Raw genomic sequence first — 15,046 nt, forward strand, 5'->3', positions numbered from 1 at the left:
AAAGCGGCATACTGGGCCCAGCGTAATAATCAGGAGAACAATATGTTAATGGAACCGGGTAAAGCGGCGTTAATGGTCATAGATGTGCAAGAAAAGCTGCTGCCGGCTATGCCTGACAGCGAACAATTACAGGCCCGTATTCAATGGCTGATTTCGGCCTGTCACGCCTTTGATACCCCCATATTATTTACCGAGCAATATCCCAGAGGCCTAGGCCATACCCTGCCCGCGCTTACTCAGTTAGTTGAGCAACCAGAAATAGTAGAGAAAATGCATTTTTCGGTGGTGGCCGCCAATTGTTTGCCCAAACACTGGCAACATTACTCTCAGGTAATCGTGTGCGGCATGGAAACTCATGTGTGCGTGCTGCAAACCGTGCTGGAGCTGGTAAAAGCCGGTAAAGAGGTCTTTGTAGTGGCCGATGCAGTGGGGAGTCGTACCGAGCAAAACCGCCAGCTGGGGTTAGATCGTATGCGCGATGCCGGGGCACACATTGTTAGCCGAGAAATGGTGGTTTTTGAGCTATTACAACAAGCGGGCACCGAGCAGTTTAAAACCATCAGCAAACAGTTTTTACGTGGCGAACAGCCCTGACAATTTGGGGAATGGGGAATGGGGAATGGGGAATGACAGCACATATCCACTCACTCCCCAATCTCTAGTCCCTAATCCCCGCTTCATGGTTATTTCTTGTTGTTGTCCCAGATGCCTTCTTCTAGTTGGCTGTGTAGCTCGGGATATTTAGTGGCATCAAAGGTGGGCACTTTGCCGAGTTTGCGTTGGTCGTTGTAATCTCGGGCCAGTTTTACGGCAACCCCCGACAACAACAAAATAGCCACTAGGTTGGTTAACGCCATTAAGCCCATGGAGATATCAGCCAGAGCCCAAATGGTGGGTAACTCTCCAATTGAGCCAAACATCACCATGCCCAGTACAAATAACCGAAATGTAAGTAGACCTGCTTTGCTGTCGTGCTCTAAAAACACGATGTTGTTTTCTGCGTAGGCATAATTGGCGACGATGCTAGTAAAGGCAAAAAACAAAATAGCGATAGCAATAAAGATACTGCCCCACTCACCCACTTCATGGGACAAAGCCCGCTGGGTAAGCTCGATGCCGGTAACGCCTGAGCCGGGCTCAAACTGACCAGACAACAGAATAATAGACGCCGTACAGGTACAAATAACTAAGGTGTCGATAAATACCCCCAGCATTTGTACATAGCCCTGAGACGCGGGGTGTGGCGGATATGGTGATGCGGACGCTGCGGCGTTTGGCGCCGAGCCCATGCCGGCTTCGTTAGAGAACAAGCCGCGTTTAATACCGTTCATTAATGCCTGAGAAATAGCATAACCAATTGCACCACCCCCCGCTTGCTCCAACCCTAAGGCCGACTTAATGATCAACATAAATACACCGGGTAACTCGGTAATATTCATGGCCACCACAACCAGTGCAATCACTAAATAAGCCAGCGCCATCAAGGGTACTACCAGCTCGGCAAAGCGAGCGATGGTGCGCAAACCACCAAAAATAATTAGCCCAGCACCCAACACTAATGCCACACCGGTCGCCCACTCGGGAATGCCAAAGGCAACCTCCATAGCAACACTAATCGAGTTGGCCTGCACCGCATTAAAAACCAGACCAAAGGCAATAATTAGAAACACAGCAAACAGCATGCCCATCCAGCGCATACCCAAGCCTTTTTCCATGTAATAGGCCGGCCCGCCGCGATAGTTGCCTTGTTCGTCTTTTACCTTATACAACTGCGCCAGTGCACTTTCGGCGAAGGCGGTCGACATGCCAATAAGCGCAATTAACCACATCCAAAAAATAGCACCAGGACCGCCCAAATATAAAGCGACCGCAACACCGGCTAAGTTGCCGGTGCCTACCCGAGCCGCAAGGCTGGTACACAGGGCCTGAAACGAGGAAATACCTGCGTCATCGGAGCGACGGCTATATTTAAGCACAGAAAACATGTGACCAAAGTGGCGAAACTGGATAAAGCCAAGCCGTATAGTAAAAAAGGCACCCGCACCCAACAGGAGATAGACCAACAAGCTCCCCCAGAGCAGATTGTTGATAAAAGCAATTGTGGTATCCATGAGTGACGTCCTGGCTAGGTAAATGATGGTATTGGTTTGAACCCTTAATAATAAACTATCATCGTCTATAAAAACGCGCAGACAGCGTTTTTTTCACTGCTTGCTGACCAAAACGAGACACGAGTCAGAAGCTTGGCTTTATTTTACTGGTCTGAATGGGGGATACTGTGCGCTGTTTTTACGCAGACTCAAGCCAAGGATCCTGATGATGACCGATATACTCACGCAATTACGAGCGCTGACCACAGTGGTTGCCGACACCGGCGACATTGAAGCTATTCGTAAATATCAGCCGCAAGACGCCACCACCAACCCTTCTTTAATTTTGAAGGCAGCACAAATTCCTGAGTATCAGCCGTTGCTGCTCCAAGCAGTAGACTGGGCAAAAACCCAGAGCACAGACGCGGCTCAGCAGCTAATGGATGCTTCCGATAAGCTGGCAGTGAATATTGGCTGCGAAATTTTAAAGCTTATCCCTGGTCGAATTTCTACCGAAGTAGATGCCCGTTTATCGTTTAATACCGAGGCCAGCATCAACAAGGCTCGCCATTTGGTTGCTTTATATCAAGCAGCCGGCGTCGGCCGCGAGCGGATCCTGATTAAGCTGGCTGCCACTTGGGAAGGCATTCGCGCCGCCGAAGTATTAGAGCAAGAAGGCATTAACTGTAACCTCACTTTGCTATTCAGTTTTGCTCAGGCCCGTGCCTGTGCCGAAGCTGGTGCGTATTTAATTTCACCTTTCGTGGGCCGTATTCTTGATTGGTATAAGCAAAATACCGAGCAAAAAGAATATACCGCAGAGCAAGACCCTGGCGTGATATCGGTGACGGAAATTTACGATTATTACAAAGCACACGGCTACAGCACAGTCGTAATGGGCGCCAGCTTTCGTAACACCGGCGAAATTTTGGCACTAGCCGGTTGCGACCGTCTCACCATTGGTCCTAATTTGTTAGAAGAGCTTAGCCAAGCTAAAGGCGAGTTAGTTGCCAAGCTGCAAGACAAAGGCGCAACCGAGACTCGCCCTACGCCAATGACCGAAGCCGAGTTCCGTTGGGAACACAACCAAGATGCCATGGCGACCGAAAAGCTGGCCGAAGGCATTCGCAACTTCGCCATCGACCAGAACAAACTAGAAACCATGCTCACGGAGATGCTTAACAAATAACTACAGCGCCTAAAGGGCAATGTTGAATGCTTAATTGTTAATGTTGAATGAATACCCTAAAATCCCGATCCGTTCAGGCTCGGGGTTTTATTTTTTATATTCGATATTTCTGTAGGCGAAAGCTGAACGGTTTAAAACCTGACACCAACACCTTTTCGCAATAGAATCCACTGAATCCACGAAAAACAGGGATCAGATCGAAGATAAAGCCGTAAGCTGTAAGCCTAAAGATAAACAGAGCCCAGAAACCCATCCTGCCCAGCAGGACCAACAGCGGTCGCGTTAGACTACAAAAATCAGCGTCTGTCTTTAGCTGATAGCTTCCAGCTTTCTCTTAGGCGTTACTTGACTCCGATCACTGTTCTGTCATTCCAATGTCATACCCCCCTTCTATTCTTACTCCTGTCATGCTAAATCTAAATTGATACTACCCATTAACAACTAATTAACTAGCAGGAGGAGCCCATGGAAAGGAGCAGCTTCAGTCAGAAATTTGTAGTTAAGCGGTCTCCGCGCTTTAATGCGCGAGAGGCAGCTAAAATTGGTCAGTGGCGAAAAATAGAAGCGATATTGGATGAACAACGCTTGCAGCAAGAATTGCAGCAATTTGACTGTATTGAAGGGATCCTAGCGCCAAGGAGCAAGCGTACGGCGCCCAGCTAAAAGCAAGACATCAAGCCCTTCGGGCAGCGGTAAGCCGTACGCTTTAAGCTGTCAGTTAAAAAACACAAGACAAACCCCGTGCCGACCGGTTCGGGGTTTGTCTTGATCGTTAGCTGACAGCGTACGGCTTACCGCGTATAGCTGCCCGAAGGGCTCTTAAGGTATAACCACTTCGGTATCAGGTAAGGCGGCGGTGAGTTTTTGCTGCAGTATGGCTTTGGCTTGATCTTCACCGTGGATCAGGCGAATTTGCTTAGGCGCGGGAGTAATGTCGGTGGCAAAACGTATTAAATCATCTTGCCCAGCATGAGCCGAATAGCCGCTCACCTGGTGTATTTTGGCGCGAATTGTAAAGCGCGTGCCATCCAACACTACCCAGCCCTCTTCGCCTCTTGAATCTTTATCAGCAGAAGGATCAGCGCCGATGTCAAAGCGGGGGCCATATTGCAGAATGTCACGCCCGGGCGTGCCCTCTGCCTGATAACCAACAAATAATACGTCGTTTCGGCGATCTTCCAGCAGAGCTTTTAGGTAATTAACCACTCGCCCACCGGTACACATGCCCGATCCAGCCAACACAACAAACGGCTTATGGCTTCGGACCATATATTGCACCGCTTTAAGGTGATCTTGGTGGCTGTTGATTACGGTCAGCTGCTCAAATGAAAGCGGATGGCGCCCCTCTTTTAATCGCGCTTTGGCCTCGTTATTCCAAAAGGGCTTAAGCTTACGATAAAGCCGAGTAAAATTGGCCGCCAATGGTGAATCAACCACCACTTCTAACTCTTGCCAAGGTAAACCCGGTGCGGCGGCATCGTTACCAAACTCTTTAATGAAGCTTTCTATTTCATATAATAGGTCTTGAGTGCGACCTAAACTAAAGGCCGGAATAAGTAAGGTACCGCCGTCAGCCAAGGCATGCTCTATTGCACTTTTAAGCCGTAATCGTCTGTCTATTCGGCTGTCATGATTTTTATCGCCATAGGTGCTTTCTAACACCAGCACATCACAGGCCTCTGGCGATGCGGGGGCCATTAATAGCGGCGAATGCGCAGCCCCCAAGTCACCGCTAAATACCACGCGCGCGCCTTGAGCCTCACACTCTACGTAAGCAGACCCCAAAATATGCCCCGCACGCTGCAACCGTATACTAATGTCGGTGTTAGCTACCGGCTGCCATTCACCATAAGCAAGCGGCCGCAGGCGTTGCTTCAGCAGTTTAAGCACTTTATTTATGAGTTTTTTATTGCGGGTAAAGCCAATTTTAAGGGCATCTTCCAACATCGCTGGCAATAATAAGGCCGTTGGCTGCGAACAATAAATAGGCCCTTTAAAACCCGCGCTTAGTAAATAGGGCAGGCGCCCTACATGATCAATGTGTACGTGAGTTACCACCAACGCTTTAATATGATCGATGGCAAAGTCGATGGACAGATCGTCGCGCTGATCTTTGCCTTGAAATAGGCCACAGTCAATGAGTATGCCCGCATCGTTTAATCGTAACTCGTGGCAAGAGCCAGTAACGCCATGTACGGCACCGTGATGTAACACCGCCATTTGCTGTTGGTTCATTATGGGCTCCCTACGATGGCTGATTTACTTGTTTTCTATTGAGTCCACTATAGTTAAGAAAATACCGTTTTGCGCCTTACGTTGTACGTCTTACGTTAAAATGACCCAAAAGACCCGTGACGGAGGAAGCGTAAAGAGTGAAAGGGACGACATAGAATAAAGACTACACATAATAATCCGTATTTGAAGGATTGGTGTACATAAGCTCGCTTCCCTTCCACTTCACCGGTTTAAAGCGGCAGAATACGAGAGTAAACGTTCGCCTACAAAAGCGACGCTTTTCATTCAACATTAAGCATTCAACACTCAACATTCCCACGCAGCGGGTAAGCTTGGCGCTGCTGGATGTTTTGGTGCAGAATAGGGCTAACTTCTTTTTTAAATATAAGGACTTGTCTTATGCAGCTGCGCCTTGTTGGAATAGGTTTACTGACCCTCGCATTATCGGGTTGTGCTAATTGGGGTTTTAATAGCAATGTGTCGCCAGAGGGCGTGAAAGACTATTACAAAGGCGATGGCGTGACGCTGTATAGCAAGGCCGAGTTAACCGAGATAAATTACGTGACCTTGGGCTCCATTGAAGGTGAGGCCTGTCAGGTAGCCGCTAATGAAGCTCCGCCTAAAGACGCCGATGCCCGTGCAAGCATACGTCGACGCGCCGCAGACATGGGGGCAAATGGCTTGTTGCTCGATCGCTGTATTCGTTTTAACGACATGCCCGGCTGCCTAGAGCAGGTGCTATGTAGCGGCCAAGCGATTAAGGTAGCCGATTAATGGCACAAACAGAGCCGTCGCAAACCGAATCAACCGGCGCGCCGCAAACGGTGCTAGATACCATCGGCATTATTCGCTCGCCTTATAAAGAAAAGTTTGCGGTACCGCGCCAGCCCGGTTTGGTATCGACTGCTACTGCGCGCCTAGAAATGCTAGCACCGTATAATGAGCCCAGCGCCTTTAGAGGCTTGGCCGAGTTTAGTCATTTATGGCTGATGTTTGTGTTTCATCAAACTCAAGATAAAGGCTGGAACCCCACCGTACGCCCACCACGGCTTGGTGGTAACGAGCGGGTAGGAGTATTTGCCACTCGTTCTACCTTTAGGCCTAATCCATTGGGGTTGTCTGTGGTGCGCCTGCTCGACATGTGCAAAGACGGCAACAAGGTATGGTTAGAGCTTGGCGGCGTAGATTTAGTCGACGGCACTCCTATTGTAGATATAAAGCCGTACTTGCCTTGGGTCGACAGCGTGCCCGGAGCCCATGGTGGCTTTGCCCCTACGCCACCGGATTTAAGCATGGAAGTGCGGTTTACCCCCGCCGCAGAGCTGGCCTGCGCCCGCTCTCATATTGCCGATTTACAACTATTTATTACTGAAGTGCTAATGCAAGACCCGCGCCCAGCCTATAAACGTAAACAGGAAGAATGGCAGCAATATGGGGTGCGATTATATGACTACAATGTGCGCTTTGAAGTGTTTGGCCAGCTCACTCGGGTACTCAGCATCGACGCCTGCGACCAAACGTAAAACTATTTATTAATCACCAGTTTTTGTTGATATTAGTGGCATCAGTCAGGCAAAGCGCACTACTCCTCCGACTCGCCGTAAACCCATCCATGGGGGCTCCGCCGCGCCATCTGCCCGCCAGGGATGGCGAAAATGCAGAAATGGCAGGAGCATTTTTCTGCCCTGGCGCGGAGGGTCGGCTGAGCAGACGCACTCTGCCCTCCTATAAGCTGTGGAGTTGCCTGTTTGTATCACAAATTGACGACTCCAATGCTAAGGAAGAGGCAGCAGGGATAGCCTCAGCCAACCGTCATATGACAGCGTCAACAAAGGCTCCTGCAATGCTGACACTCCCGCCATCCATGGCGGTCGGATGTCATGTATTGAGCGTCATAAGGATGCTTGCAGCGTGTCGGTAGAGGCTAACCAGTTGCCTCTGAGCGCTGAGCATAAGCGGCAGAGAATTATATAAGCCAGCGTGTTTTACTCTTCTTTCCTTCTGCTCTTCTGCCTGCCCTGCTACAATTACCGCCATTCCGTTTTCAGCTCAACCATCGGCTTTTTAAACTCTCTATATGGGTTTTTTAAGCTCTATTATGGTTTTTAAGCACAATAAGGTTTCAGCACATGCGCACTACTCGATACTTGCTTTCCACTCTTAAAGAAACCCCAAGCGACGCTGAGGTGATCAGTCATCAGCTTATGCTTCGCGCGGGCATGATCCGCCGATTGGCGTCTGGCTTATACACTTGGCTACCCAGTGGCCTGCGAGTATTGAATAAAGTGGCCGCCATCGTGCGCGAAGAAATGAACCGTGCCGGTGCGGTGGAAATGCTAATGCCTGTGGTGCAGCCGTCTGAGCTGTGGCACGAGACTGGTCGTTGGGACAAATTTGGCCCTGAATTATTACGTATTAAAGACCGCCACGACCGCGGCTTTGTACTGGGCCCAACCCACGAAGAAGTGATTACCTCGATAGTGCGCAACGAAGTGTCTTCTTATAAACAGCTGCCGCTGAATTTGTATCAGGTGCAAACTAAGTTTCGTGACGAAGTTCGCCCGCGTTTTGGTGTCATGCGCTCCCGCGAGTTTACGATGAAAGATGCTTACTCTTTCCATACCACTCAAGAATGCTTAGAGCAGACTTACCAAGAGATGTACCAAGCCTATAGCCGCATTTTTGAGCGTATGGATCTAGACTTTAGAGCCGTACTGGCCGACACCGGTGCCATTGGCGGCAGTGCCTCCCACGAGTTTCACGTGCTTGCCGACAGCGGCGAAGATGATATTGCCTTCTCTAGCGAGTCAGATTATGCCGCTAACATCGAGAAGGCCGAGGCTGTGACGCTTAAAGCTCAAGCAGATGCACCTACTCAAGAAATGAGCGTGGTGGATACCCCTAACGCTAAAACCATTAATGAGCTGGTAGAGCAGTTTGACCTAAATATTGAACAAACCGTGAAAACCTTGTTCGTACACGCAGCAGAAGGCCAAGAGTTTACTTTGGTTGCGCTGATGGTGCGTGGTGATCACGAACTAAACGAAATTAAAGCCGAAAAGCTGCCACAAGTAGCTAGCCCGCTTACCTTTGCCAACGAGGCTGAAATTCGCGAGCTAGTGGGTGCAGGCCCAGGTTCATTAGGCCCAGTGAAGCTAAACCTGCCGGTGATTGTGGATCGTTCTGTGGCGGTAATGAGTGATTTTGCAGCCGGTGCCAATATTGAAGATAAGCACTACTTTGGCATTAACTGGGGCCGTGATGTAGCGCTGCCAACTATCGCCGATTTGCGTAATGTTAAAGAAGGCGATCCTAGCCCTTGCGGTAAAGGCGTGTTGCAGATTAAGCGCGGCATTGAAGTAGGCCACATCTTCCAGTTGGGTAATAACTATTCCAGCAAGATGAATGCCACCGTACTTAATGAGCAAGGCAAGTCCACAGTCTTAGAAATGGGCTGCTATGGCATTGGCGTATCACGCATTGTGGCCGCTGCCATTGAACAGAACCACGACGACCGCGGTATTATCTGGCCAGAAGCAATTGCTCCTTTCCAGGTGGCCATTATTCCGATGAATATGCATAAGTCTGACGCCGTTAAAGAGGTGGCTAACACTTTGTATGACGAGTTGACCGCGGCCGGTATTGAGGTGATCTTTGATGATCGCAAAGAGCGCCCAGGGGTGATGTTTGCCGATATGGAGCTGTTAGGTGTGCCTCATACCGTGATTATTGGCGACCGCAGCTTAGAAAAAGGCGTGGTTGAGTATAAAACCCGCCGCCAAGGCGACAAGCTAGAAGTGGCTACTGGTGACATTGCCGCACAGCTGATTAACGCCTCAAAACAGCTGTAAGCCGTTAGCTATACGCTGTCTGCAAGCGCTAAAAACAAACCCCGAGCCTATATCCTAGGCTCGGGGTTTTATTTTTTGTGTGCTGTAGGCGAACGCTTGCGCTCGCATTACGCCGAAGGCGTAAACCTTTAAACCCTACTGTTTCGCAGGACTTGCAGCTAAAGCGCAAGACTACAAAGGCAGGTGTTTATCTTTAACGTAAGGCGTAAGGCGTTAGGCGTAAAGCGGTCTTTTGTAGGGTGGCGCTTTAGCTGGCAGTCCCGCCTCAGCGGGATTTTTAAATCTAAAGAGATATCTGCAACGTAAGACGCGCAGCGTACGGCGTAACACAACCGTTATGCTTCACAGTTCCCGACTCCATAATTAGGCTAATCTTTGTGATGAAGGGGCAAAGCCTTATACTTGCTGCAAAGGGAGTGATAAATGGAACAAGAAGAAAATAACTCCTGCGCTTTGGTATTAACCGGCGGGGGAGCGCGAGCGGCGTATCAGGTAGGGGTATTGAAGGCCATTTCTGAGTGCTACCCTCGTAGTCAGGCGATTCCTTTTCCTATTTTATGCGGTACTTCGGCCGGGGCCATCAATGCCACCGCGTTGGCGTGCTATGCCTCTTGTTTTCATCTTGGCGTACGTAAGCTGGAATATATTTGGCGGCATCTAAACACGGAAGATGTGCTGCGCTTGCAGGCCAGAAAGGTCATTCAGCATTCGCTTAAAAGTCTGCTCTGGGGCGTGTTGGGTAAGCCCACGCAGATTGCCCTGCCCTTATTTGATACCAGCCCCTTAGAACGATTACTAGAAAAGGTCATAGACTTTCCGCGTATTGATAATAACTTGCTGTATGGCGCGTTAGAAGTACTGGCGGTAACAGCGTCTAACTACAATACCGGTGACTCTACTACTTTTTATCAGGGCAGACCTTATCATCAGCCTTGGGCAAGGGCGGGCCGTTCTGGGCGCTCAGCCATTATTGCCCCGCCCCATTTAATGGCCAGCAGTGCCCTACCCTTTATTTTTAAACCCTGTTTATTGCAAAACCATCATTATGGCGATGGTTCTATTCACCAGCTAAATCCGCTTAGCCCAGCGATTCATTTAGGTGCACAGCGCATTTTAATTATTAGCTTGGCCCCAGATGAAAGTGATGCCGATACCCTACCCAGCGATCCGAGTAGTTCGGATATTGCCGGGCACTTGCTGGATACGGTGTTTACCGATGCGCTAACCTCAGACATAGAACGGCTGCAGCGTATTAATAGCACCATTAAACTGGTGCCAGAGCGAAACCGCGAGCAGTTATCGTTGCGCCATATCGATAACTTAGTGCTTAAACCCAGCAAAAACCTAGACGATCTTACTCATAAGCACTTTCACAAGTTGCCATACAACATTCGGGCCTTACTGCGGTTATTTGGCGTAGATGCCGGTGATGCCACCGGTTTAGCCAGCTTCTTGTTATTTGAAAAAGGTTATTGCCGCGAACTTATTGATTTAGGCTATCAAGACACTCAAGCCCGACTAGAAGAAGTGTGTCATTTTTTAGCGGTCGAACCTAAAAAAAAGTGAAGGGTGAAGGGTGGCTTGCCCTCTTCACTCTTCACACCCGGTTAAAACCCTAACACTTCTTTAGCGAAGGGGATGCTCAGTTTACGCTTTGCTTGAAACGAAGCGTTGTCCAGTAAATCGAGGGCCGCTAATAGCGTGCTCATGTCTCGTGATAACCGATTAAGCAGAAAGCGCCCCACGTCGGTGGGTAGCTTAAAACCACGCAGCTCAGACCGTAACTGCAAGGCGCTCAGCTTACCCTCGTCGTCTAGCGGTTTTAGCTGATAGGCCACGCCCCAATCTAGCCGCGAAGCAAGATCTGGCAAGGCCAGCCCTAAATGACGAGGCGCATTAATGGCACTAATCACCAATGAGCCAATGCCACGTTCTCGACTACGGTTAAAAAAGTTAAATACCGCCCGTTCCCACATATCAATGCCCGCAATGGCATCTAAATTATCCAAGCACACCAGCGCCTGCTGTTCCATACCATCTAATATATGCGGCGACATACTGTGATAAGTATCCAGCGAAATATACGCCGCTGTTTGGCCTTCTTCATCATCTAGCTCGGCGCATGCGGCGTGCAACAAATGTGAGCGGCCACTGCCCTCTTGTCCCCAAAAGTACAATAAATCGTCATTTTGACCAATGGCGGCATCTTTAAGGGCTGTGATCAGCTGAGCATTATCGCCGGGGTAAAAACTGGCAAAGGTTTCATCATCGGGCAATTGTACTGCTAGTGCCAATTGAGCTGGCTGATTTTCTGTATCGTCGTGTGTCACGTTAGCTCCCCGACCAGCTAAAGGTACGGTCACCCTGGGGGGTAAGTCCGTTTACTGTGGTTAACGCTTGCAAAATGGCGGCACGCGAGCCTGGCACACTTAAGCGATATCGTCCTTGCGAGCCCATGCTATCTACTACATATACCGACTCTACACCGTTAAGTTGGCGCAACTTGCGCTCAAGCAACACCGAGTCGGAAAACGCGTGTAATCCGGACACTAAAATGGTGAGTTCGTCGGCATTATCGGCCGTGGCCACCAAGGGTTGCTCGGGGGGCATATTCTTGGCCATTAAAGTAGGGGCCAGCAAGGTCGCTGCAGGTACGGCTTGGCGAGCCCAATAGTCGTTTAACTTCGCCATGAGGTGGTTAAGAGTATTTGCCTTACCATTGCGCTGTTCGTTCGGCTGTTTATTTAACTGTTCGTTTAACTCGCCACTGAATAGTGGTGCCGTTTGTACCGCTGAAAATAATTGCCAGTGGCCGGTTGCCGCTGCATCATTTAACTCGATGGCTAGCCAATAATCTGCGTCGTATCGCGCGCTGGCGTGGCGCAATAACTTAGTATTAAAAGCCGACTGATCATTAAGCGTCATGTGTTCTTCTAAATCCCACAGTGGCCATAACAGCGGCTGTTGGTAACGCTCGGCGGCGGTTTGCCAGCCACGGCTGGCTTCATTTTTCACCTGACCATTGTGGCGCAACCACACTAATATGCTGGGTTTATTCTCGGTGGCAAAGGGCAAGCCGGCGCTGCTTAGCAACGCCTGCAACTCGTGAGGGTTAAACTGTGCCTGATAGCCTGAGCTTGATGACTCGCTTTGCAAATAGCGCGTTATTTCACTACGCGCTTCTTCTTGCACCCAAGAGCTTTTAGCCTGCTCGCCACTAAGGCGAGCCAATACTATGTCTAGAGCCTGTTTACGGGCCTCATCTCGGCTGTAAGGAGCTGGGTTAAGCGTTACTTCAAATACCGACTGAGCTGAAGCCAGCGCCGAACACAGACATAACGCAGCCAAAAGCAGATTTTTTAGCATCTTGTTGCCATTATTAAAAAGCAGGTTGCCATAATAACCACAGAGTGGCCTTCAAACCAGACTCAATGCGGTTGCGACTTAGGCAGGATCAGGTTAAGCAGAATACCAACAATGCCGCACAGGCTAATGCCTTGCAGACTAAAGCCGCCAACACCAAATGCCATACCACCAATACCAAAGATTAAAATAACGGCCACGATGCACAGATTGCGTGCCTGAGATAAATCCACCTGATGTTTGATCAGGCTGTTTAAACCCACGGTAGCAATGGAGCCAAATAATAAAATCATGATGCCGCCCATCACTGGCGTGGGAATACTAAGCATGAGTGCGCCAAATTTACCGACAAACGCCAATACGATGGCAAAGCCTGCCGCCCACGTCATGATCACCGGATTAAAGTTTTTGGTGAGCATCACCGCGCCGGTCACTTCTGAGTAAGTCGTGTTAGGCGGTCCGCCAAAACAAGACGCACCCATGGTAGCCAAGCCATCACCCAGCAAGGTGCGATGCAGGCCTGGCTTTTTCAAGTAGTCTTTCCCGGTAACCGAGCTAATGGCTAATACATCGCCGATGTGCTCAATAGCGGGTGCAATGGCTACCGGCAGCATAAATAGCACCGCTTGCCAGTGCCATTCGGGCGCAACAAAATTCGGTAGCGACAACCAAGCAGCCGCTTGCACTGGCGTAAAGTCCACCACATCAAACCACAACGCCAAGCCATAGCCCACGGCGATGCCTGCGGTAATAGGCACCAAGCGGAACACGCCTTTAGCCATGGTAGACACCAGTAATGTAGTAGCAAGGGCCGGCAGGGATAACCACAGTGCAATGTTCTGCGGTATCAGCTGTGCAGATCCGTCACCTGCTCTCCCCATGGCCATGTTCACCGCCATGGGGGCCAGCCCAAGGCCAATCACCATGATCACCGGGCCCACCACCACCGGTGGCAGCAATCGCGTAAGCAAGACGGTGCCGCGCCAGCGCACCAGCTGACTCAGCAACACATACATTATTCCGGCTGCCATTATGCCGCTCATGGTAGCGGGTATGCCCCAGGTTTGTACGCCGTATAAAATGGGGGCAATAAAAGCAAAAGATGAGGCAAGAAAGATCGGCACTTGTCGTTTGGTACAGATCTGAAAAATCAGGGTGCCAAATCCTGCGGTAAATAACGCCACGTTAGGGTCTAGACCGGTAATCAGCGGCATAAGCACCAAGGCGCCAAAGGCGACAAAGAGCATTTGCGATCCGGCTAATGCTTGGCGCAGAGGCGTATTAGCTACATCGGGATGCGGGGCTAGGCCTGCTGGTTGTTCTACTGAGCTCATCTTGTATTTACCTTATTTACACAGAAAAAAACCGGCCTCTGCCGGTTTTTACTCATCTATTATTTGGTACCAAATATCTTGTCACCGGCGTCACCGAGGCCCGGAATGATGTAACCGTTAGCGTCAAGCCGTTCATCAATCGAGGCGCAGTACAATTCAACATCTGGGTGTGCAGCTTCTAACGCGGCTAACCCTTCGGGAGCTGCTACCAGAACGATCACCTTAAAGTAGCAACAGCCTTTTTCTTTTAATAAGTCGATGGTGGCAATCATAGATCCGCCGGTGGCCAGCATAGGGTCGACAACTAATGCCATACGCTCGTCAATATGGCTTACCAGCTTATTAAAGTAGTGCACCGGCTGCAGGGTTTCTTCGTCGCGATAGACGCCGACGACGCTAACCCGGGCGCTTGGCATGTGCTCTAGCACACCGTCCATCATGCCAAGGCCTGCACGCAAAATAGGCACTACCGTGACTTTTTTACCTTTAAGCTGATCAACCTCAGTGGGGCCATTCCACCCTTGAATGGTGGTTTTCTCAGTATCAAAATCGGCCGTGGCTTCATAAGTAAGTAAGCTGCCGACTTCTCGGGCCAACTCACGAAAACGTTTAGTACTAATGTCCGCTTCGCGCATTAGTCCTAACTTGTGTTTCACCAAAGGGTGTTTAACCTCAACGACTTTCATACTTTACTCTCCGACTTATGGCGATGCGCAAAAAAACCGCGAAACTTTAGCATAAAATAGCGAACTTAGGCAGGCTTTTAGCGCAGAGTTTGGTAATAATTTCTAAAGCTGCGCCTACCTCATCACGGGATTTAGCTGGCCCTAGGCCTGGTTTGGTGCTCAATCTCATCCCTTCACTCCTTACGCTGCACTCCTTACGGTGTTTAGGTGGCACTGCCTTGCACATTAAATTAGAATAGCGACCGAAACAGTGACTAATAAAACGGAACAGCCGTCCCCCCCTCTGCTAGCTTAGCGC

At 49.8% G+C, this 15,046-nt stretch carries 14 protein-coding genes; 7 read left to right on the top strand and 7 right to left on the bottom strand.

Annotation, left to right across the window (positions count from 1 at the left end; genetic code table 11):
* The first annotated feature begins 42 nt into the window (after positions 1-42).
* Positions 43-594, top strand: coding sequence for a hydrolase (locus tag ACFQ1C_RS02505; protein ID WP_379556952.1), 552 nt, complete (start codon positions 43-45; stop codon positions 592-594).
* An 89-nt stretch (positions 595-683) separates the two neighbouring features.
* Here the strand turns inward: ACFQ1C_RS02505 and ACFQ1C_RS02510 are convergent, their stop codons facing one another.
* A complete protein-coding gene (locus ACFQ1C_RS02510; protein WP_379556953.1) occupies positions 684-2,111 on the bottom strand; it encodes an alanine/glycine:cation symporter family protein in 1,428 nt (475 codons plus the stop codon).
* Positions 2,112-2,319: 208 nt separating this feature from the next.
* Between ACFQ1C_RS02510 and tal the strand changes: the two genes are divergently transcribed.
* Positions 2,320-3,279, top strand: coding sequence for a transaldolase (gene tal, locus ACFQ1C_RS02515; RefSeq protein WP_379557059.1), 960 nt, complete (start codon positions 2,320-2,322; stop codon positions 3,277-3,279).
* Between the two features lie 465 nt (positions 3,280-3,744).
* On the top strand, positions 3,745-3,942 hold the full coding sequence (locus tag ACFQ1C_RS02520; RefSeq protein WP_379556954.1) for a DUF3545 family protein: 198 nt from the start codon (positions 3,745-3,747) through the stop codon (positions 3,940-3,942).
* 156 nt (positions 3,943-4,098) lie between these two features.
* Here ACFQ1C_RS02520 and ACFQ1C_RS02525 read toward each other — a convergent pair whose 3' ends face one another.
* Positions 4,099-5,514, bottom strand: coding sequence for an MBL fold metallo-hydrolase RNA specificity domain-containing protein (locus ACFQ1C_RS02525; RefSeq protein ID WP_379556955.1), 1,416 nt, complete (start codon positions 5,512-5,514; stop codon positions 4,099-4,101).
* Between the two features lie 399 nt (positions 5,515-5,913).
* Between ACFQ1C_RS02525 and rcsF the strand changes: the two genes are divergently transcribed.
* From rcsF to ACFQ1C_RS02545, 4 genes are all read left to right on the top strand, one after another.
* Entirely contained in the window at positions 5,914-6,288 is a 375-nt protein-coding gene (rcsF, locus tag ACFQ1C_RS02530) for an Rcs stress response system protein RcsF (protein ID WP_379556956.1), read from the top strand.
* Positions 6,288-7,037 carry a tRNA (N6-threonylcarbamoyladenosine(37)-N6)-methyltransferase TrmO gene (tsaA, locus tag ACFQ1C_RS02535; RefSeq protein ID WP_379556957.1) on the top strand — a complete coding sequence of 250 codons (750 nt, stop codon included), beginning with the start codon at positions 6,288-6,290 and terminating at the stop codon, positions 7,035-7,037. The genes rcsF and tsaA overlap by 1 nt, the downstream gene beginning before the upstream one ends.
* A 606-nt stretch (positions 7,038-7,643) precedes the next feature.
* Complete coding sequence (locus tag ACFQ1C_RS02540) at positions 7,644-9,365, top strand: proline--tRNA ligase (protein WP_379556958.1); 1,722 nt, start codon at positions 7,644-7,646, stop codon at positions 9,363-9,365.
* Between the two features lie 423 nt (positions 9,366-9,788).
* On the top strand, positions 9,789-10,931 hold the full coding sequence (locus ACFQ1C_RS02545; RefSeq protein WP_379556959.1) for a patatin-like phospholipase family protein: 1,143 nt from the start codon (positions 9,789-9,791) through the stop codon (positions 10,929-10,931).
* Positions 10,932-10,972: 41 nt separating this feature from the next.
* Here the strand turns inward: ACFQ1C_RS02545 and hda are convergent, their stop codons facing one another.
* From hda to ACFQ1C_RS02570, 5 genes are all read right to left on the bottom strand, one after another.
* The gene (gene hda, locus ACFQ1C_RS02550) at positions 10,973-11,695 is read right to left on the bottom strand and encodes a DnaA inactivator Hda (RefSeq protein WP_379556960.1); all 723 of its coding nucleotides are present in this window, start codon (positions 11,693-11,695) and stop codon (positions 10,973-10,975) included.
* A gap of 1 nt (position 11,696) precedes the next feature.
* Positions 11,697-12,731: a DUF2066 domain-containing protein gene (locus tag ACFQ1C_RS02555; protein WP_379556961.1), complete on the bottom strand. Its 1,035-nt coding sequence runs from the start codon at positions 12,729-12,731 to the stop codon at positions 11,697-11,699.
* A gap of 62 nt (positions 12,732-12,793) precedes the next feature.
* The gene (locus tag ACFQ1C_RS02560; RefSeq protein ID WP_379556962.1) at positions 12,794-14,062 is read right to left on the bottom strand and encodes a uracil-xanthine permease family protein; all 1,269 of its coding nucleotides are present in this window, start codon (positions 14,060-14,062) and stop codon (positions 12,794-12,796) included.
* A gap of 59 nt (positions 14,063-14,121) precedes the next feature.
* Positions 14,122-14,748, bottom strand: coding sequence for a uracil phosphoribosyltransferase (gene upp, locus ACFQ1C_RS02565; protein WP_379556963.1), 627 nt, complete (start codon positions 14,746-14,748; stop codon positions 14,122-14,124).
* Between the two features lie 46 nt (positions 14,749-14,794).
* Positions 14,795-14,917 carry a hypothetical protein gene (locus ACFQ1C_RS02570; RefSeq protein WP_379556964.1) on the bottom strand — a complete coding sequence of 41 codons (123 nt, stop codon included), beginning with the start codon at positions 14,915-14,917 and terminating at the stop codon, positions 14,795-14,797.
* Positions 14,918-15,046 lie beyond the last annotated feature (129 nt).

Source organism: Oceanisphaera ostreae, assembly GCF_042676125.1.
GTDB classification, from domain to species: Bacteria; Pseudomonadota; Gammaproteobacteria; order Enterobacterales; family Aeromonadaceae; genus Oceanimonas; species Oceanimonas ostreae.